At 56.6% G+C, this 20,293-nt stretch carries 20 protein-coding genes; 9 read left to right on the top strand and 11 right to left on the bottom strand.

The features are described from left to right. The first annotated feature begins 8 nt into the window (after positions 1-8). The 8 genes from pgaB to CA948_RS04435 all read left to right on the top strand — a co-directional run bounded on the left by pgaB (position 9) and on the right by CA948_RS04435 (position 8,273). Positions 9-2,030 carry a poly-beta-1,6-N-acetyl-D-glucosamine N-deacetylase PgaB gene (gene pgaB, locus CA948_RS04470; RefSeq protein ID WP_108727429.1) on the top strand — a complete coding sequence of 674 codons (2,022 nt, stop codon included), beginning with the start codon at positions 9-11 and terminating at the stop codon, positions 2,028-2,030. Further along, the gene (pgaC, locus tag CA948_RS04465; protein ID WP_094196601.1) at positions 2,023-3,351 is read left to right on the top strand and encodes a poly-beta-1,6-N-acetyl-D-glucosamine synthase; all 1,329 of its coding nucleotides are present in this window, start codon (positions 2,023-2,025) and stop codon (positions 3,349-3,351) included. Before pgaB ends, pgaC begins: the two co-directional genes overlap by 8 nt. Next, on the top strand, positions 3,348-3,881 hold the full coding sequence (pgaD, locus tag CA948_RS04460; protein WP_108727428.1) for a poly-beta-1,6-N-acetyl-D-glucosamine biosynthesis protein PgaD: 534 nt from the start codon (positions 3,348-3,350) through the stop codon (positions 3,879-3,881). Before pgaC ends, pgaD begins: the two co-directional genes overlap by 4 nt. Positions 3,882-4,018: 137 nt before the next feature. Then, complete coding sequence (locus tag CA948_RS04455) at positions 4,019-4,504, top strand: curli production assembly/transport protein CsgE (RefSeq protein WP_009454353.1); 486 nt, start codon at positions 4,019-4,021, stop codon at positions 4,502-4,504. Between the two features lie 15 nt (positions 4,505-4,519). After that, a complete protein-coding gene (locus tag CA948_RS04450; protein ID WP_094196599.1) occupies positions 4,520-4,954 on the top strand; it encodes a curli assembly protein CsgF in 435 nt (144 codons plus the stop codon). After that, positions 4,951-5,919: a CsgG/HfaB family protein gene (locus tag CA948_RS04445; protein WP_376912926.1), complete on the top strand. Its 969-nt coding sequence runs from the start codon at positions 4,951-4,953 to the stop codon at positions 5,917-5,919. Before CA948_RS04450 ends, CA948_RS04445 begins: the two co-directional genes overlap by 4 nt. A gap of 89 nt (positions 5,920-6,008) precedes the next feature. Next, entirely contained in the window at positions 6,009-7,118 is a 1,110-nt protein-coding gene (locus CA948_RS04440) for a curlin-associated protein (protein ID WP_094196597.1), read from the top strand. 390 nt (positions 7,119-7,508) lie between these two features. Continuing rightward, positions 7,509-8,273: a response regulator transcription factor gene (locus CA948_RS04435; protein ID WP_094196596.1), complete on the top strand. Its 765-nt coding sequence runs from the start codon at positions 7,509-7,511 to the stop codon at positions 8,271-8,273. A 15-nt stretch (positions 8,274-8,288) separates the two neighbouring features. Here CA948_RS04435 and sufT read toward each other — a convergent pair whose 3' ends face one another. Genes sufT through CA948_RS04395 form a run of 8 tightly spaced genes read right to left on the bottom strand, consistent with a single transcriptional unit; the run spans position 8,289 to position 16,440 of the window. Further along, the gene (gene sufT, locus CA948_RS04430; protein ID WP_094196595.1) at positions 8,289-8,849 is read right to left on the bottom strand and encodes a putative Fe-S cluster assembly protein SufT; all 561 of its coding nucleotides are present in this window, start codon (positions 8,847-8,849) and stop codon (positions 8,289-8,291) included. 15 nt (positions 8,850-8,864) lie between these two features. Further along, positions 8,865-9,317, bottom strand: coding sequence for a Fe-S cluster assembly sulfur transfer protein SufU (gene sufU / locus CA948_RS04425; protein ID WP_009454366.1), 453 nt, complete (start codon positions 9,315-9,317; stop codon positions 8,865-8,867). Then, entirely contained in the window at positions 9,318-10,565 is a 1,248-nt protein-coding gene (locus tag CA948_RS04420) for a cysteine desulfurase (RefSeq protein ID WP_094196594.1), read from the bottom strand. Further along, positions 10,562-11,869: a Fe-S cluster assembly protein SufD gene (gene sufD / locus CA948_RS04415; RefSeq protein WP_108727427.1), complete on the bottom strand. Its 1,308-nt coding sequence runs from the start codon at positions 11,867-11,869 to the stop codon at positions 10,562-10,564. The genes CA948_RS04420 and sufD overlap by 4 nt, the downstream gene beginning before the upstream one ends. Then, a complete protein-coding gene (gene sufC, locus CA948_RS04410; protein WP_094196592.1) occupies positions 11,866-12,645 on the bottom strand; it encodes a Fe-S cluster assembly ATPase SufC in 780 nt (259 codons plus the stop codon). Before sufC ends, sufD begins: the two co-directional genes overlap by 4 nt. A 13-nt stretch (positions 12,646-12,658) precedes the next feature. Continuing rightward, positions 12,659-14,107, bottom strand: coding sequence for a Fe-S cluster assembly protein SufB (gene sufB, locus CA948_RS04405; RefSeq protein WP_094196591.1), 1,449 nt, complete (start codon positions 14,105-14,107; stop codon positions 12,659-12,661). Beyond that, a complete protein-coding gene (locus CA948_RS04400; protein WP_094196590.1) occupies positions 14,104-14,598 on the bottom strand; it encodes an SUF system Fe-S cluster assembly regulator in 495 nt (164 codons plus the stop codon). Before CA948_RS04400 ends, sufB begins: the two co-directional genes overlap by 4 nt. Positions 14,599-14,658: 60 nt before the next feature. Further along, the gene (locus tag CA948_RS04395) at positions 14,659-16,440 is read right to left on the bottom strand and encodes an ABCB family ABC transporter ATP-binding protein/permease (RefSeq protein ID WP_094198338.1); all 1,782 of its coding nucleotides are present in this window, start codon (positions 16,438-16,440) and stop codon (positions 14,659-14,661) included. Positions 16,441-16,926: 486 nt separating this feature from the next. Here CA948_RS04395 and CA948_RS04390 point away from each other — a divergent pair, with 486 nt between their 5' ends. Continuing rightward, positions 16,927-18,630, top strand: coding sequence for an anti-sigma factor domain-containing protein (locus tag CA948_RS04390; RefSeq protein WP_238988655.1), 1,704 nt, complete (start codon positions 16,927-16,929; stop codon positions 18,628-18,630). Here CA948_RS04390 and CA948_RS04385 read toward each other — a convergent pair. The 3 genes from CA948_RS04385 to CA948_RS04375 all read right to left on the bottom strand — a co-directional run bounded on the left by CA948_RS04385 (position 18,605) and on the right by CA948_RS04375 (position 20,290). Further along, complete coding sequence (locus CA948_RS04385) at positions 18,605-19,417, bottom strand: ferritin-like domain-containing protein (protein ID WP_094196588.1); 813 nt, start codon at positions 19,415-19,417, stop codon at positions 18,605-18,607. The two genes, CA948_RS04390 and CA948_RS04385, sit on opposite strands and share 26 nt — an antisense overlap. A gap of 67 nt (positions 19,418-19,484) precedes the next feature. Further along, positions 19,485-19,889, bottom strand: coding sequence for a MerR family transcriptional regulator (locus CA948_RS04380; RefSeq protein ID WP_108727425.1), 405 nt, complete (start codon positions 19,887-19,889; stop codon positions 19,485-19,487). 77 nt (positions 19,890-19,966) lie between these two features. Beyond that, positions 19,967-20,290 (bottom strand): integration host factor subunit alpha, encoded by a 324-nt coding sequence (locus CA948_RS04375; protein WP_009454385.1) that lies wholly within the window; start codon positions 20,288-20,290, stop codon positions 19,967-19,969. Positions 20,291-20,293: the final 3 nt, after the last annotated feature.

The following is a 20,293-nucleotide window of genomic DNA, read 5'->3' as shown; positions in this document are numbered from 1 at the left end:
CCACGACAATGAGCACACGAATCCTGACCCTTCTGATAGTGGCCTTCAGCGCCCTTTTATCGGCCTGCAGCGCCAGCCCACCGGCCCTGTATGTGCCGCCCGAGCAGCGTCGCCTCGAACAACAAGAGCAGCCCTGGCGCAATGACGAGTTGCTCATCATCGCCTACCACGACGTGGAGGACCACGATCCTAACCAGGCGTACCTGAGCGTCAGTACCGAGCACCTGCGCCAGCAGTTTTCCTGGCTACAGGAAAACAACTATGTGCCGGTCAGCGTAGAGCAAATTATGCGCGCCCGCCAAGATGTGGAGCCTCTGCCTGAAAAGGCAGTGCTGCTGTCATTTGACGACGGGTATCAAAGTTTCTATACCCGCGTGTTCCCGCTGCTCAAAGCCTATCACTGGCCTGCGCTGCTGGCCCCGGTCGGCAAATGGTTAGACACCCCCGACAACGAAAAAGTGGACTTCGGCGGTCTTCCCACCGAACGTTCGCGCTTTTTGCACTGGGCGCAAATCGACGAAATGGCCAACTCCGGTTTGGTGGAAATCGGCGCGCACACCCAAAACATGCATTACGGCGCCATCGCCAACCCACAAGGCAATATCCAGCCGGTGGCTGCCGCGCATCGCTACCTGACCGATCAGAAACGCTACGAGACCGATGCCGAGTACACCGCCCGCTTTCGCGAGGATGTGCGCGCCATCAGTGCCCGCGTCAACCAGCACGCCGGTAAGCCGCCGCGCGTCTGGGTCTGGCCCTATGGCCGGATCAGCGGCCTGGGCCTGCAAATTCTGGAGCAAGAAGGCTATCAGATGGCCCTGACGCTGACCGACGGCGTGGCCAACGTCCACGACCTGATGAATATGCCACGCTATCTGGTGGATAACGACCCGGACATCAGCACCTTTGCAGGCTTTATCACTGCCCGCGAAGACCGTCAGGCCGAACGCGTGGTGCATGTGGATCTGGATTATGTGTACGACCCCGATCCGGCGCAGATGGAACGCAACTTGAGCGCCCTGGTGCAACGCATCGCAGACCTGAAACCACGTAGTGTCTATCTGCAAGCCTTCGCCGACCCCACAGGCGATGGCCTGGTGCGCTCGGTCTACTTTCCCAACCGCCACCTGCCCATGCGCGCCGACCTGTTCAACCGCACGGCCTGGCAATTAAGTTCGCGTGCCCACGTCAATGTCTTTGCATGGATGCCCGTGCTGGCCATCGATACGTCCGAGCCGGCGCAACACGTACTGCAATGGCATGCCGACGGCAGCCCGCCTTCCCTGCCCACACAAGGCTACCGCCGCCTGTCCCCCTTTGACCCGCGCACCCGCCAGATCATGGGCGATCTGTACGAAGATCTGGGACGCAGCGCCATCTTCTTTGGTGTCGTATTCCATGACGATGCCACGCTGACCGACTTTGAGGATGCCTCGCCCGCCGCCCTGGACGCCTACGAAAAAGCCGGCTTTGGCAGGGACATCGGGACGATACGAGCCAATCCCGAGCAGTTTGAGCGCTGGACGCGCTTTAAATCACAAGCCCTGATCGACTTGACCCAGGAACTGGCTGATCGGGTACGCAAGCAGCGCGGCCCGCAGATCAGTACGGCCCGCAATATGTACGCCCTACCGGTTCTGCAGGCCCAGAGCGAACAGTGGTTTGCCCAGAACCTGAACGATTTTCTGCAAGCCTACGACTGGACTGCCGTGATGGCCATGCCCCGCATGGAAGACATCCACGATCAGCATGCCGTGACCTGGCTGAACGAGCTGGTCGATAAGGTAGCCAGCCACCCAGAAGGCCTGCGCCGCACCGTGTTCGAAGTGCAATCCGTCGATTGGCCCGGCCAAGGTCAGCCATCCCGTCCGCTGGACTCCCATCTGGTGGCCGGCTGGCTCAATGCACTGACGGCAAGAGGGGCGCGACATGTCGGCTATTACCCAGACGACTTTGTCAACAATCAGCCCAAGATGAACGTGATTCGTCCGGAAATCACGATTGAATGGTATCCAACAAAAAATGATTGAACGACTGATCGCCCTATTGGCCCTGTGCCTGATCGTCGGAATTCCTCTGGGAATCACCGTCGCCCTGACCAGCCACCTACTGCTCTACTTCATCTTCATGTACCCGCTGTTCATGTCGGGCATATGGATAGGCGGTGGCTTGATCTTCTGGTTCCAGCATGAACGCCGCTGGACCTATAAACCACACGCCCCACCCGAACTGGAAGGCATGCCGCTGGTCAGCATCCTGATCCCCTGCTTTAACGAACAGGCCAACGCCCGCTCTACCATCCTGTCCGCGCTGAACCAGGTCTATCCCAACATCGAAGTCATCGCCATCAACGACGGCTCCAGCGATCGCACCGCCCAAGTGCTCAATGAACTGAGCGAGGAGCACGACAAGCTGCGCGTCATCCACCTGGCCCAGAACCAGGGCAAGGCACTGGCCCTGCGCATGGGAGCCATGAGCGCCAGCGGCGATTACTTCGTGTGTATAGACGGCGATGCCTACCTGGACCCGGAAGGCGTCAATTACCTGGTCGCCCCCATGCTGCACAACCCGGAAGTCGGTGCCACTACCGGCAATCCGCGCATCCGCACGCGCTCCACACTGATCGGCCGCATCCAGGTTGGCGAGTTCTCCTCGATCATCGGGCTGATCAAGCGCACGCAGCGCGTCTACGGAAAAATCTTCACGATTTCCGGCGTGATCGCAGGCTTTCGTCGACAGGCCTTGGACGAAGTGGACTACTGGAGTCTGGACATGATCACCGAGGACATCGATGTGACCTGGAAGTTGCAGTTGGCCGGCTGGCAGGTGTTCTATGAGCCGCGCGCCCTGTGCTGGGTGCTGATGCCCGAAACACTGAAAGGCCTGTTCAAGCAACGTTTGCGCTGGGCTCAGGGCGGGGCGGAAACCTTCCTGAAATACACCCCGCAAGTACTGCGCTGGGAAAACCGCGACATGTGGCCCCTGACTCTGGAATACCTGTGCTCGACCTTATGGAGTTTCGCCCTGGGCGTGGCGATGCTGGTTTGGTTGCTTGGACAAGTGCTCCACTTGCCTGCGGCCACCCAGATCGACGGCCTGTTCCCACCCTCGTTCACCGGTATGGTGCTGGCCGGCATGTGCCTGCTGCAGTTCGCCGTCAGCATCTGGATCGACCGTCGCTACGAGCCCGATCTGCCCCTGTCGATGTTCTGGATCATCTGGTACCCATTTGTCTACTGGTTGATCAATTTCTTAACCACGCTGTGGAGTTTCCCCATGGTCATGCTGCGCCTGCGTCGCAAACGCGCCCGCTGGAGCAGCCCCGACCGGGGTATCAAGGAGCTGTCATGATCATCACGACCCAACGCCATCCCATCACTCGCTGGATAGACCGTCTACTGACCATCGCCGGCTGGTTCGTCTTCAGTTACCTGATCGCCAAAGGCTTGCTCCTATTGATCGGTCACACCATGGACAAAGCTGGCTACGAACAGATAGACCCGATCTTCCCGACCCTGACCACCTTTCTGTTCTACGGGGCGGTTCTGCTGACCAACGGCCTGCTGCTGTTGGCCTGGTCACGCTGGCGACGCCAGCAGCGCCAGCAGCGCCACCTGCGCCAGGCTCTGTACCGCCAACGCAGCCGCTTGCATCGCGCCAAGCAGCCCCCCCTGCCGCATTTTGATCACGAACAGATCGATACCGTGCGCCACAGCCGCATCGTCGTGCTCTACAACGCCCAGGACGGCGCGGTACAGCATGTGGAAGCAGCCAATCCGTTGCCCATGCAGCAGGCAACCGGCACCCACGACGGAAAACCACTGACACCGCTGATCTTTCGTCCGCGCGCCTACCCCAAACAGCCTACGCCGAATCAATAGTACCGACGCAAAAACAACCCTGCACAAGGGCAAACAGCCTAGGAAATGCGGCTCATGTAATTGCAGATGGCCGTCTCTACCATAGTCAGTAACGCCGATGTATCAAGCCGTAAGGCGAAGGAACAACAGGTGCTGCAATGACAAAACCATACCAACAAGGGGCCGTGCTGCTGGCAATGCTGTGTGTCATGAGCAGCGCCGCCGCACAACCAGGCAGAGATACCAGCAAGCCCAAACCGGCCAACTTCATGGAAGCCATCCGGCAGGCTGAAGTGGTTCGCAAGAACCTGTTTGACGATCCGCTCGCGGGCATCGTCATCAACCGCACCGTAACGGTGCAAGGACAAGACTTTTACCGCTACTTCAGCAATCGCTGGCGCGAGCTGACCGGGGCCAGCCCCTTCACCCTGACGGTGGTGGAGCGCCCGTCGGCCCGCTGGGGCAGCGAAATCTGGGTCGAATACCGTCGCCAGCGCATGTATCACGCTTTTCTCACGCCCGCGCGTTCCGGCACAAAGAAGGCCAGTGAGCGGGCCGTGGATCTTGTTCTGGAAAACGTCAATAAAAGCGAAATCGAACGCGTACTCACCAACAACCCGGACCTTGCTCCGGACGAACTTTAATAAGAGAGACATAACGTGAAGACTTTCCTGCCCCTTGCCTCTGTTCTGCTGACCGGTGCGCTCTTTGCTCCCGTCCATGCAACCGAACTGATATATACCCCCGTCAATCCGAATTTCGGCGGCAGCCCGCTCAATGGGCAATGGCTACTGAACTCGGCCCAGGTCACCAACAAGCACACAGACCCCGAAGCCGAAGACCTGGGCTCGTCCTTTGAGCAGCGCACGCCCTTCCAGGACTTCAACGATCAGTTGGAGCGCTCGGTACTCAGCCGCCTGGCCTCGGCCGCGTCCTCGCAGTTTGTGGACAGCAACGGCAAATTCGTACCCGGCACCTTCGAGACCGGCAGCTTTACTGTCAGCGTCGTCGATATCGGCGGCGGAGCACTGACGATCACCACCACGGACCGGATCACCGGCGCTTCCACTACTTTCCGAGTGATGCAACCATGATGAGCACAGTGACCGTCCTGAACGCGCGCCCAACGCGCCTGTTAAGCGTGCTGGCCCTGACCTCGGCCCTGGCTGCCTGCGCCGTCCCCTCCACCCCGGCCGAAGTCAAAGGCTCTGCCTACCTGACGCCCGCCTCGCCAGCCACGCACGATCTGCTGGAGCTGCCCGCGCCCGCCCAGCGCCTGACCGTGGCCGTCTATGGGTTTCGTGACCAGACCGGCCAATACAAGCCCAATCCGGACAGCTCCTTTTCCACCTCAGTCACCCAGGGAGCCGCCGCCCTGCTGGTCAAAGCCTTGCGTGACTCGCGCTGGTTCACTCCGGTCGAGCGCGAAAGCCTGCAGGAACTGCTGACCGAGCGGCGCATCGTGCGCGCCCTAGACGGATCGCAGGAAAACGGCCAGCGCACCGCCATCAACATCCCGCCGCTAGCCCCGGCCGAAATCATGATGGACGGAGGCATCATCTCCTATGAAAGCAATGTGCGCACAGGCGGCGCGGGCGCGCGCTTTCTGGGCGTAGGTCTGTCTACCCAGTATCGGGTTGACCAAGTCACGGTCAACCTGCGAGCCATCGACGTGCGCACCGGCAACATTTTGCAAAGCGTATCCACCACCAAGACCATCTTTTCCTACGAAGTCCGGCCCAGCGTCTACAAGTTCGTGAACTTCAAAGACCTGCTGGAAATCGAGGCCGGCGTAACCAACAACGAACCGGCCCAGCTCTCGGTCAAAGAGGCCATTGAATCGGCAGTGGTGCATCTGATCGTGCAAGGCATGAGGGAAGGCCAATGGCGACTGCGAAACGAGGCCGACCGTAACAACCCCATCGTGCAGAACTACATGAAGCAAAACGAAACCTATCGCAGCCTGCGCACCCAGACCGCTGTGACCAATCCTGAGGCCGCGCAAGCCAATGAGGCCACAAGCGATGAGGTGCAGACCGCTCCAGTTACCGGCAGTTGAACACGAGCAGACAGCGCGGTGGTTCCGAGAAGACCGGCCACCGCTCTCTTTCCTAACAACGGTCTTCAACATGCACTGAGGAGAAGTATATGAACGGCAAACTGTCCACATTAGCTATTGCCCTGGGCACCGCGCTGGCCCTGCCCACACTGGCGCTGGCTGACAACGCCACCGTGACGCAGACCGGCAATTTCAACAAAGGCGTCGTTCTTCAAAACCACAACGCCAACGCCAACGCGACCATCGACGTGAATGGAGACCGCAACGACGATTACATCAACCAATGGGATAACGGTACGGTTCGCACCACCGTGAAGGTCATCAACGGCAACGACAACAAGGCCGTGGTGGAACAAAGCCGCAGCGGCGGCAACTCCACGATCACCATCACCCAGTCACGCAACCGCAACGACGCCTTTGCCAGCCAATGGCAGGCCAACGGTTCGCAAATCGGCATCAAGCAATTACGCTCGGACAACAAGGCGGTTGTGGAACAAGTCCGCAGCACCGGTGACCAGGCCTGGGTAAACCAAACGGGACAAATGGGCGATGCCTATGTCAATCAATACCGAACCCGTGACGCACTGGCTGTCATCAACGACAGCGGCGCGCGCAACGACTCGGTCATCGAGCAAGACAACAGCAGCCATGTCAACGCCTTCATTACCCAGTCGGGGTACAAGGGAGATGCGTACATCAATCAATACAAAAGCATGAGCTCGACCGCCAGCATCACCGACAGCGGCAAGTACGACAAAGGCGTGATCGATCAGTGGAATGTCTCCAACTCGAACGCCTCCATCGTCCAGGGCGGTGGCCACAAAAATGATGCCACTATCAGCCAAACCGGCACGTGGTGGGGCAATTCGGATCGCCTGCACGCCAGTATTGTTCAGATCGGCTCGCATAACAAAGCCGTTACTGAACAGACCGGCTACAGCAACGATAGCAACATCATCCAAAGTGGTTTGGGTAATGACGCCTACAACTCCCAAGCAGGCATCGGCAACGATTCCTACATCAGCCAGGGCGGCGGCTATAACAAGGCCGTGGTTACCCAGGTCGGTTTCAACCTGGACTCGTCGGTAATGCAGAACGGTTGGGGCAACCGCGCTCAAGTGGTGCAAAGCGGCCTGAGCCACAACAGCACCGTCACCCAGACGGGCAACTTCAACAATGCGTATGTCAACCAGCACTAACCGGCTAATGTAAGCCAAATGTCAGCGGCAATATGTTATATAGTAGGCGCCGCTGACAACACCCAAGCTATTGATATGTAAGCGGTTTAGGGATTATGGAGCATAGGAGTAACCCGAGTTTATAAGGCTTTCTAGATACCTAATCCGAGCTTTTCGGCACAGCATGACGTTTAAAACATCAAAATTTAACGGAAACCAACAATGATTAACAATTTCACATAATTCGTCAGTTCTGAATGCGGCTAGCCACCTGATAATTAGGCTGCCAACAGGAAACAAGAAAAGAAAATACCCATAACTACCAAAGACAATGACACATGCAATCCAACCAACAAAAGGCTTATTCAACGTAATGACATAGAGCCTATGACGCAGCGAGGGAGACATAAAATGACAACAATTATCATCGTGGAGCCACACACCTTATTCAGGTTGGGTATCGTACGGCTGCTGGCAGACACCCTGCCCAGCGCGGAACTGCTCAGCATGGACTACGAATCAATGGAAACCGGTCTGCAGACACGATGTTGTGAGCTGCTGCTATTGTCGGTGCCATCGGCCAAGGCCTGTTTGAAGCTGCTGGCTGATGCGCACCGCAGCCTGCAACCCAGCGCCGTACTCCTGATAGCCGAGTCCCACTACGCCTTGCCTGCGCTTCAAGACATGCCTGCCGGCGTTATGGGACATTTGCTCAAGACCGCCACACCGGAATTAATGGCGGCTTCGATCAATCTGGTGTTGGCCGGCGGCTCCTGTTTTCCATCGCCTGCGCCCCAGCATCAAACGACGGCAATGGCCACGCCTGTAACCCCGCCATCGAGTCCATCGCCGTTCCAAGCCCATCCCGACAAGCTGATTACATCCTACGAGCCCATACGCTGGCCACCCGCCGATCCTGAAACAAACCATCTTGACGAAGCACGGCTGCTAGGCCTGACGCCGCGCCAGTATGAAGTGCTGGTGCTATTGGCACGCGGCATGACCATCAAGGGCGTGGCCCGGCAGTTGAATATTTCATCGGCTACAGCCAAAGCGCATGCTGAAACCCTGTATATGCGGATGAACGTACACAACCGCAACGAGGCCGTCTATCACGCGGTCTCCAAAGGAGCCAGGCTAGGGATGCCCAACACCCACATCGAAAAAGCCTGCTAACCGCAGGCTTTTCTACTACAGCATCCCTAATTGCAAGCGGGCTGATTCACTCATACGTTCCCGGCTCCAAGGCGGATCCCAAACCAGCTCCACCACCGCTTTCTCTACGCCCTGGATGGTCTCCAGCTTATAGCGGGCTTCGTCCGCAATCATGGTGCCCATACCGCAACCCGGAGCCGTCAGCGTCATGTCCATAGTGATGGAGAACGTTTCCGGCCCAGTCTGGTTTACATGACAGGCATACACCAGACCCAGATTAACGATATCGACCGGGATTTCCGGATCGTACACGCTGGCAAGCACAATCCAGGCAGCGTCTTCAATGGTTTTTTCGCTCAGAGGCAGCTCGGGTACAAAAACCTCGGGTTTATCCTGAGACTCGAAACCCAGCGCATCGGCATCGACACCTTCAATTCGGTAAAGGTTGCCCTCTACCATCACGGTATAGCTGCCACCCAGCTTCTGGGTAATCGTTGCTGTACAACCCGCCTCGATCGTAACGGGAGCACCGTAAGGGATACTGACAGCCGGACAGTCCCGGCTGACCAGCACATCATGTCGTTCAAAGTAGCTCATGACTTGCTTGCGCCTTTATTCGGTTTGCGCGGTTTCTTTGGCCTGATTGATGGCGTTATGCAGGGTATGCCAGGCCAAAGTGGCACATTTAACCCGTGCGGGGAATTCACGCACACCCGACAACACTTCCAACTTGCCCAGATCTCGATCGGGATGGGCCTCTGTCAGCATGGCGTGCATATCTTGAAAGAGAGACTCAAACTCGGCCAGACTCAGGCCCTTCACCGCTTCGGTCATCAAGGATGCCGAGGCTTTGGAAATAGCGCAGCCATGCCCCACAAAGCTGACTTTCTGCACAATGCCGTCTTCCACGACCGCGTAAACAGCCAGTTGATCCCCGCACAAAGGATTGTGGCCATTGGCAAAATGGCTGGCGTTTTCTATTACTTCAAAGTTACGCGGGCTGCGATTATGGTCAAAAATGACCTCTTGGTAGAGCTCGCGCAGCCCGTTGAAATCCTGGCTCATTTAGCCAACTCCAAATAGTTTCTGAGCTTTGCGCAGGCTAGCCAGCAAAGCATCAATGTCTGCGTAATCGTTATACAAGGCAAAGGAGGCACGAGCTGTGCCCGGAATACCAAAACGTGTCATCAAGGGCATGGCACAGTGATGACCAGCACGCACGGCAACGCCGTCCATGTCCAGGATGGTGCCCAGATCGTGTGGGTGAATGCCATCGACCAAGAAGGACACAATGCCTGCCTTGTGTGCGGCCGTACCGACAATACGGATACCCGGCATGGCCAACAAGGCATCGGTCGCATACTCCAGCAATAGCGCCTCGTGGTCGGCAATACGCTGCATACCTATACCCATCAAATAATCCATGGCAGCTGCCATAGTGATGGCGCCCGCGATATTGGGTGTACCTGCCTCAAAGCGCTGTGGAACCGGCGCGTAATTGCTTTGCTCGAAACTGACGGTGGTGATCATGTCTCCGCCACCCATCCAAGGTGACATGCTGTCCAGAATCTCGTAGCGTACGTACAAAGCGCCCATACCCGTGGGGCCGTACAGTTTGTGTGCCGAGAACGTGTAGAAGTCAGCATCCAGAGCCTGCACGTCCACCACACCGTGGGGAACGGATTGAGCGCCATCCACCAGTACCTTGGCACCGACGGCATGCGCCTGACGGGTCATGTCAGCGATGGGATTGATCGTACCCAAGGCATTGGACACATGCCCCACGGCCAACAAGCGGGTTTTTTCATTGAGCAATTGCTTGAACGCTTCCTGATCCAGCTCGCCATTGTCCAGCACGGGCACCACGCGAATGATGGCACCGGTACGTTGTGCAACCAATTGCCAAGGCACGATATTGGAGTGATGCTCCAAGCCTGTCAGCAAGATTTCATCGCCTGCTTTCAGATTGTCCATGCCCCAGCTATACGCCACCAGATTGATGGATTCTGTGGTGCCACGCGTAAACACAATTTCTTCGTCGCGCGCGGCATTCAGAAATGCCCGCACTGTGCTTCTGGCCTGATCGTACAGCTCAGTAGCATGCTGAGATAGCCAATGCACACCACGGTGGATGTTGGCATTGGACTGCTCATAGAATCGCGCCTCGGCTTCAATGACCGAGCGCGGCTTTTGCGTCGTCGCCCCGTTATCCAGATAGGACAGGCGTTGGCCCCGGATGGGGCGGGCCAGGATAGGGAAATCCTCGCGGTGATTCAGCAAACCAGCAGCAGTTACGGGCATAGGCGCATTCATGCAAGCTCTCCAAGGGCAAGACCGCCGGGCAACAAAGCATTGATACCAACCGTGGCACGGCTACGCAGACTCTCGGAAGCGATACGCTCCAAAGACTGAGCCGCAAACGCGTAGATCAGCATATTGCGAGCATCTTCCATCGTCATACCGCGCGAACGCAGGTAAAACAGGCTGTCCGCATCCAGTTGACCCACCGTGGCACCATGTGCGCACTTGACGTCATCCGCATAGATTTCCAGCTCGGGGCGGGAGTCCGCACGTGCCATCTTGGACAAGAGCAAACTGTCCGAGCGTTGCACCGAATCCGTACCGTCAGCGCCCTTGCCAACCAGAATGCGACCACTAAATACGCCGCGAGCGGTGTCGGCCAGAATACCGCGGTAGAACTCACGGCTTTGGCAGTTAGGCTGGGCATGGTCAATGATGGTGTTGTGATCTACATGACGGCGACCGTCTACATAGTACAAACCATTGAACAAGGTTTCGCAGCGCTCACCATTGAACACGGTAGCAATATCGTTACGGGCAATACGAGCACCAAACGACAGGGAATGCGAGTTAAATACCGAACCACGGCCTTGCTGAACATCAATAGCGGCCAGATGGAAGTCCTGCGGGGCTTCCTGCTGCAACTTCATGTGCGTCAGGTTGGCATCGGGGGACACGTTCAGACGAGTCACCACGCTGCTCAGGGAAGCGTCAGTCCCGTCCTCACCCAGATAGTGCTCCACGACGGTTGCACTGGCACCGGATTCCAAGGAAATCAGGTTACGCGTGAAACTGGCGCTGCCCCCTTGCGTGCGTACAAACACCAAATGGACAGGCTGCTCCAGATGTTGACCAGCAGCGACATGCAGTGCAGCACCGTCCTGGGCCAAGGCCAGGTTCAAGGCAGCAGTGGAAGCCCCCCGAGATTCATCCCCGTAAGCTTGCTCCAGCCAGTCCGCCTCTTGTTGCAGACAGGCGCTGAGCGACGACAAGCGCACGCCTGCAGGCAATTGACTCAAGTGCGACAAGGACGCGTCGTAATGACCATCCACAAAGACCAGGAAATACCCGTCTTCGTTCTGGCGCACTGCGGCCACCCTCTCAGCAGCCGAAGCCGATTTCTGAGGCGCAAAGCGTTGTTGTTCCAGCAAAGCCAAAGAGGTGTGATGCCAGGCTTCAATACGCGTGGTTGGCCAGCCTTCTTGTGCAAAACGATCCAGAGCGCGCTGACGCATAGCGCTTAGCCATGGCAGACCGGCCCCAGGTGCTTGTGCAGCCTGAGCGGCAAAGCTGTTGACCCAATCTGGCAGACTCATACCGCAGCTCCCTTGGCTTTTTGTTCGGCGGCGGCTTGTTCCAGCACCCAACCGTAGCCACGTTCTTCCAGCTCCAAAGCCAGTTCACGGCCACCGGAACGGATAATCTGACCGCCCGCCAACACGTGCACAAAGTCAGGCACGATGTAGTCCAGCAGACGTTGGTAGTGAGTGATTACCAGCAAGGAGCGCTCGGGGGAACGCAGACGGTTCACGCCATCAGCGACCACGCGCAAAGCGTCAATATCCAGACCGGAGTCGGTTTCGTCCAGAATGGCCAGCTTGGGTTCGAGCAGGCTCATTTGCAAAACTTCGTTGCGTTTCTTTTCACCGCCGGAGAAACCCTCGTTCACGGAGCGGTACAGAAACTCTTCACGCATCCCAACAATCTTCATTTCCTCTTTAACGCGCTTGAGGAAGTCCATGGCGTCCAGCTCAGGCAAGCCCTGATGACGGCGCACGGCGTTCACGGAAGCACGCAGGAAATAGGCGTTGGAGACACCGGGAATTTCAATGGGGTACTGGAATGCCAGGAACAGGCCGGAACGGGCACGGTCTTCGATCTTCATTTCCAGCAGGTCTTGACCCAGCCAATCTACCGAACCGCCTTCAACGGTGTAGTCTTCACGGCCAGCCAGCACCTGGGACAAGGTGCTCTTGCCCGAGCCGTTCGGGCCCATGATGGCGTGGACTTCGCCGGGATTGATCTGAAGATTCAGACCTTTAAGGATAGGTTTATCTTCAACCGAAGCGCGCAAATCTTTAATCGTCAGCATTTCACTATTCTCCTTAACCTACACTGCCTTCCAAGCTGACGCCGAGCAAATTCTGTGCTTCGACCGCAAACTCCATGGGCAATTCTTTAATCACTTCTTTACAAAAGCCGTTCACGATCATGGAGACGGCGTCTTCGGCAGTCAGGCCGCGCTGCATGGCATAAAAGAGCTGGTCCTCGCCAATGCGCGAAGCCGTTGCTTCGTGTTCCACACTGGCGCTGGGGTTCTGCACTTCCATGGTTGGGAAGGTATGTGCAGCACAGCGCTTGCCAATCAGCAGCGAATCACACTGGGTGTAATTGCGGGCGTTTTCTGCCTTGGGAGTAATACGAACCAGGCCGCGATAGGTATTGATACCTTGGCCCGCCGAAATCCCCTTGGAGATAATCGTGCTACGGGTATTGCGACCCATATGAATCATCTTGGTGCCAGTATCGGCTTGTTGGCGATGATTGCTCAGGGCGACCGAATAAAACTCGCCTTGAGAGTCATCACCACGCAAGACCACGCTGGGGTATTTCCAGGTAATGGCCGAGCCGGTTTCAACCTGCGTCCAGGAGATGTGCGAGCGTGCGCCACGGCATTCGCCACGCTTGGTGACGAAGTTATAAATACCGCCTACGCCGTCCTTATCACCGGGGTACCAGTTTTGTACGGTGGAGTACTTGATCTTGGCGTCGTCCAAGGCGACCAGCTCCACGACCGCTGCGTGCAATTGGTTTTCATCACGCATCGGCGCCGTACAGCCTTCCAGATAGCTGACCGAAGCCCCCTCTTCCGCGATGATCAGGGTGCGCTCGAACTGACCGGTATCGCGCGCATTAATACGGAAGTAGGTGGACAGCTCCATGGGGCAACGTACGCCTTTGGGGATGTACACAAAGGAACCATCGGAAAACACCGCCGAGTTCAGAGCGGCGTAGAAGTTATCGCTAGGAGGGACTACCGTACCCAGGTATTTCTGTACCAACTCCGGGTACTCACGCACGGCTTCGGAAAAGGAACAGAAGATCACACCGACTTCTTCCAGCTCTTTACGGAAAGTGGTGGCAACCGAGACGGAATCAAACACGGCGTCCACGGCCACACCGGCCAGACGAGCGCGTTCGTGCAAAGGCACACCCAGTTTTTCATAGGTGCGCAACAACTCAGGATCCACCTCGTCCAGGCTCTTGGGGCCGTCGGCCTTGCTCTTGGGCGCGGAGTAATAGCTGATGTCCTGAAAATCGATCGGTGGATATTCCACAATCGACCACTTGGGGTATTTCATGGTCAGCCACTGGCGGTAGGCAGCCAGGCGCCATTCCAGCATGAACTCCGGCTCGCGTTTTTTCGCGGACAGGAAACGGATGACGTCTTCGTTCAGACCTTTCGGTATGGTTTCAGACTCGATGTCGGTGACAAAGCCTGCCTCGTAATCACGATCGAGGAAGGTGTCCAGATGTTCGTTGACGGTACTCATTCGGTTAACTCCACGTTGGAGGTGCTCGCCTTGTTTCTGTTTTTCAATTCGGGACCCGGCTTGTGTGTCAGGGGAAATTCATTAACGGGCACACGTATCATGTCTGCAACACTGACCTCTTCCAAGGTGCGACGGACAATATCGTTGATACGCTGCCAATTACTGCGTATATGGCAATCTGACTCCACGGAACAGGCTCCAGGAGTGGCAACACATTCAGTCAAGCCAAAGGGTTGATCTTCCAGTGCATCAATAATCTGCGCTACACTTATCTGTTTGGCGGGGCGGCCCAATACATACCCTCCGCGTGCGCCTCGGCTACTGATCACCAACTCGTGCTGGCCCAGCAGTTTAAGCACCTTGCTGACAGTTGGTTGGCCCAAACCCAGGATGGCGGCCAAGTCAGACGCACTGAACACACGGTCTGGATCGCCAGCCATGTGTGTCAGCACTAAAGTGCCGTAATCAATGATTTTACTGATTCGCAGCATTCCTTCTCTCTGAACAGGTCGTAGAACTATATAGTACTGCTTTGGTACTATATGGTCAAATTATCCCTGCAGACTTTGCTGGATATTCCACATACGGGCATAGGTGCCATCCAGGGCTAAAAGTTCGCTGTGTGTGCCCTGCTCCACGATCTGCCCACGCTCCAGAACCAGAATCAAATCCGCGTCTGTAATCGTGGACAGACGGTGGGCAATGATCAAGGTCGTGCGCTCGCGTGCAATCTCGTTCAATTCCGCCTGGATCGCCCGTTCCGTGCGGGTATCCAGCGCACTGGTGGCCTCATCCAGAATCAGCACCGGCGGATTCTTCAGCAAGGTGCGAGCAATGGCCACCCGCTGTTTTTCGCCCCCGGACAACTTCAAGCCACGTTCGCCCACAACCGTGTCATAACCATCGGGCAGGCTTTCGATGAAGTCGTGGATACTGGCGGCACGGGCCGCGGCCACGATTTGCTCTGTGCTGGCGTCAGGACGGCCATAAGCAATATTGTGCAAAATCGTATCGTTGAACAGGACCGTGTCCTGGGGAACGATACCGATATGACGGCGCAAGCTGTCCTGCGTCCACTCATGCAGCTCACGACCATTAAACAGGATTCGGCCTTCCGTCACATCGTAGAAACGGAACAGCAAGCGCGACAAAGTGGACTTACCGGCGCCCGAAGACCCAACTACCGCAACGGTCTTGCCTGCGGGGATCTCGAAACTCAGGTTCTGGATGACCTTGCGGCGGCTGTCATAGGCGAAGCTGACGTTCTCAAAACGCACGCCCGCCTGCTCACAGGACAAGACCTGAGCATTCGGCGCATCTTTCACTTCCTGCTTGCGACGCAGCAAGGAGAACAGGCGCTCCATATCGGCCAGGGAATTCTTGATCTCGCGGTAAACAAAGCCCAGAAAGTTCAAAGGCGCATAAAGCTGAGTCAGGAAGGCGGACACCAGCACAACGTCACCGACCGTCATGGTTCCGGCCAGCACCCCTTGCGCCGACATGAACAGCAAGGCTGTCACCCCAACACTGATAATCGAGGCCTGACCGATATTGAGCAGATTCAGCGATACCTGATTGCGCACGGCAGCATGAACCCACTGGCCCATATTCTGGTCGTAGCGATTGATCTCGTAGTCCTCGTTACCGAAGTATTTGACTGTCTCATAATTGAGCAAGGCGTCAATTGCGCGCGAATTGGCACGACTATCCAAGTCATTCATGGCGCGCCGATAACGCATGCGCCGCTCTGTCACCAGCAAGGTAAACACAATATAGGCAGCAATCGTCCCCAAGGTCACCGCCGCAAAGACCCAGTCGTAACGCCAAAGCAAGATCCCACAGACCAGAGCAATTTCCAGTAAGGTCGGCAAAATATTGAAGACCAGGAAATTCAGCAAAAAGCTGACGCCTTTGGTGCCCCGTTCAATGTCCCGGCTCAAACCACCCGTTTGACGTTCGGTATGAAAGCGCAAGGACAGATCGAGCAAATGGCGAAAAACGTGGTTCGCAATCAGGCGCACCGAACCTTGCGTGACTCGCGCAAACAAGGCATCCCGTATTTCACCCAAAGCGCTGGAGGCCAGACGCACAGCACCATATCCCAACAACGCGGCTACCGGCAGCATCAGCGCGGTCGCAGGTAGACTCAAGGCATCGATCACCCGCTTTAGGTAAATCGGCATCATCACTGTAGCGACTTTCGCCAGCAGCAAACAGGACAAGGCCAAGACCACACGAGTCTTGAATCGCCAAACGTAAGGAAATAAGGATTTCAGGGTGCTCAGACCACCGGAGACACCATCAAGCACTTCAGGACGAGGAGGCACACGCAACAGGCCCGAGTCCACCAGCACAAGGCCGAAGAACCGCAGACAGCTTAAAAATAAGTTACAGCACAACGCTGAAATCAAGGCGGGACAAGCAAACGATACTTTCCACTGGCAGGCAGGCTCCTGCTATGCCCTTGATACGAATACAGAAAGGAGGCCCGCTACCTGACTAATCACCAACAACAACCAGGCAGCACCTAGCCAAGCAGTATAGCCTTTTACACTCGCCACCCCTGCCAAGACCCTGCCGTCGGCGTGCTTGTTGGACTGATTATTGGTCTGCACACCACAGTAGCGGCAGCAAAGACGTCAACCATCAAGCCTCCAGTGCTGCAGATGGGGAAATTCACGTCCTGCCACTGCAAAGAAAATGCTGGCAATCCAGCACTTTGTTACCTTCAAGCCCTCAGCGAAAGGCATACAATACCTGCTTGTCTGAAACAGGCGCAAACAAAACAAAAACAGCGTCTGATAGCGGACATATGGCTCTTGAATCCCTTTACCGTGCAAAACCCATCCATGCCGTCTTCTTCTTTTTCGTATTCTTCTTCCCTGGATCAGCTAGCCGCACAAGACAGCCAGGCGCTGGATGTGCTGTACAGCCAGGAAGCGCCCTTGATGCTGGCCTTAGGCCAGGCCGTATTGGGTCGCCGTATTGATGCCGAAGAAGTTCTGCGCGATAGCTTTGTCTTGTTGTGGAAGAATGCCGCCGGCTATGACCCAGACCTGGGCGAAGGACGCGCCTGGATTTACAGCATTCTGCGCTTCAGGCTGCTGGCTCGACTGCGTCAACGCACGCAAAGCGGCGACAACCATTACGCCCTGCCCGCCATCAAGCCACAAGCTGGACAACGTTTTATCCCTGCCATGGGCAAGCTCGATGGCACCAGTCAACGTGCCATGATCCATGCTTACCTGCACGGCAACAGTTACGAACAACTGGGCCCTCAACTGAACCGCTCTCCCGCCCAATTACGCGCGGTGGTCCAACATGGCTTGCAGCAGCTCACTCCCCTGATCAATGAAGGCAATATCAACGACCCACGTCACGCCGTGATGATTGGCGAGTACACCCTGGGTCTGCTCAGCCAACATGAGCTGGTTCAAGCCCATAGCCTGATGCAGCAAAATGATCAGGCCGCGCGTCTGGCATTGGCTTGGGAACATGCCTGGCTGGAACTGGTGGACTGCCTGCCCCCAACATTGCCCGCGCCCACTAGCCTGGCCCATATCCACCACACCTTGGGCTTGCCACCACCTACTGCACGTCACCAGGCTGGCAACACGGCCACTGGCGCTGACGAATCATCCAAGCCGGACAGCGCCAACAACGCCAGTGCAAGCACTCCAGCCATCAAGTCGGAACGTCAGGAACCCGGCATAAAGACCGGCGCGGCTCAAACGCAAACTGCCACTCGCACTGAACCTCGCTGGTCAGACAACAACACTAACCCGAGCAGCAAGGCAGACGATCACACGCCGCCCTTCCCCACCTTGCTACGCGCCGACTCTGACCCAGCCACAAAAGCCGCTACTGCCGCACCCAATCCAGCGCCGACAGTTGCGCCCCCAGTGGCAGAGAAGAAAAAGTCCGCGAAAAGCGAACCTGAATCTGTGGCGATCGAGCAGAAACGCAGACCCGAACCCGTTGAAGGCGAACGCAAGTCCCTTGGCTTTGCCATGCCCATGCCAATTTTGCTAGGTGGCTTGGCGGCTATCGTGATTCTGGGCCTGGTCATTGCCTTGCTCATGAACCTGAACTCCGAGCCCCCCATCAACGTTATTGAGATGAAGCCGCGTCAAGCTGCCATTTTGCAGGCCCCCGGCCAATCCTCGACCCCGGCCTGGATTGCTACGGTGGATCCACAAGGCAATGTCTTGCTAGTGCCCAAGGTCAACACCGAAGTCAACGCCACGCAGTCGGTACAACTGTGGACACACACGCCGCGTGGCACGCAAATCCGTTCTTTGGGCTTGATTGATCCCAATCGCCCCATCACGGTACCCGCTGCTTTGATTGGCACCGTAGAAGACGAGCAGATTTTTGAAATGACCCTGGAGGCAAAAGGCGGCTCCAATAGCGGTGCACCAGAAGGCCCCGTTCTGTATATTGGCCGCATCGTCAGCTTTGGACAGCTGGATAATCTGCCCCAGGCCAATACGGAAGCTAACTCGTCGGCAACCCGCTCTTAAAAGCAGCATCCAGCCGTTCCAGCTCGTCGATTTCCTCGACCGTGAAGCCCGCCTCCAGGCGGGCTTGGCGATTAAAGGGACCGCGCAAACGTGGCGCGCGATAGCGCTGTGCCAACTGACCATAGGTATCAAAGTCAGGTAAACCTTGCTCTTGGCAGACTTTGCGATACCAGTAATTGCCCAACGCGACATGCCCAACCTCATCACGCAAAATGAGGGCGATAATCGCAGCCGCTTTTTCATCTCCGGCATCCAGTAACTTACGATGCACCAGGGGGCAAGCATCCAGCCCCCGCGCTTCCAGGGTGCGCGGCACTAAGGCCAGACGCGCCAACAGATCAAAGCGCGTTCGCTCAGCCATCTCCCACAGCCCGTCATGGACGGGCAAGTCCCCATAGCAGACACCGAGTGTTTGAAGATGATTGCTTAGCAGCTCAAAATGCAGTGCTTCCTCCACCGCCACCTGCAACCAGCCCGCATAAAACGAGTCCGGCAAACCTGGATAACGCCACAACACGTCCAGAGCCAGATTGATGGCATTGAACTCAATATGAGCCAGAGAATGTAATAAGGCAGCGCGACCCTGAACAGTCCGCACGGAACGCTTGGGAACCTGTTGAGGGCTGACAAAACACAAACCCTGGGGCCGTCCTGGCACACCTGCCGGCTCGTCCAGATGTTCGTCTGCCCCTACGGGCAAACCATGAGCAATTGCCCTTACCGCTGCCAACTTGCCAACGGGATCTTGCACTAACAAAGCCTTTAAAGCCTGACTACGTAAGTTCACTGCGTGTTCCTTCCATGAAAAAGGCCGGCTCCAAGGCCGACCTTCTTTCCTGCTGAGCAATTCCGAATTACTGGGCCGAGCCCGGATCGGTCATTGCCAAGGCTTGATCCAACATTGTCTGGATCTGGCCAAGATTAGTGCGCAAAGCCTGCATCTCCTGGCCAGTCAGTCGCACAGCCGCTTCCTGATCAAAAGGCATATCTGGGCCATCGCCCAAGCGATTGCGCGCCCCGCTGATCGTAAAGCCTTCGTCGTACAGCAAGCCGCGAATCCGGCGTATCAGCAGCACCTCGTGGTGCTGGTAATAGCGTCGGTTACCGCGTCGCTTGACGGGCTTTAACTGCGTGAATTCCTGCTCCCAATAACGCAGGACATGGGGCTTGACCAAGCAAAGCTCACTGACTTCACCGATTGTGAAATAACGCTTGGCAGGGATAGGTGGCAAGGTCGCCGTCTTTTCGTTTGTGCTCATGGCCACTGATGCTGATCGACAATAGGAATGATTTTACACGTTCAGTCAGGCAAAACTGTACGCAAACGTACCAGGGCTCAGTCCTGGTCATCCTCGGGTGCCACGGGCGCCCCTTCGACTACACTTTTGAGCTTCTGACTGGCATGGAAAGTCACCACTCGGCGGGCCGAGATAGGGATCACTTCGCCGGTCTTGGGGTTACGGCCAGGACGCGGGGGTTTGTCCCGCACCTGGAAATTACCAAAACCGGACAGCTTGACCTCCACACCGTCGGCCAAAGAGTCGCGAATCTCGGCAAAGAAAGTATCCACAATATCTTTGGCTTCACGTTTATTCAAGCCAACGCGCTCAAACAAGAGTTCGGCCAAATCCGCCTTGGTCAAAGTACGCTCTACGTTCATTGT

The organism is Alcaligenes aquatilis, assembly GCF_003076515.1.
GTDB lineage: Bacteria > Pseudomonadota > Gammaproteobacteria > Burkholderiales > Burkholderiaceae_B > Alcaligenes > Alcaligenes aquatilis.
The sequence above is the reverse complement of the archived record's forward strand: the minus strand, read 5'-3'. Positions and strand labels throughout refer to the sequence as shown.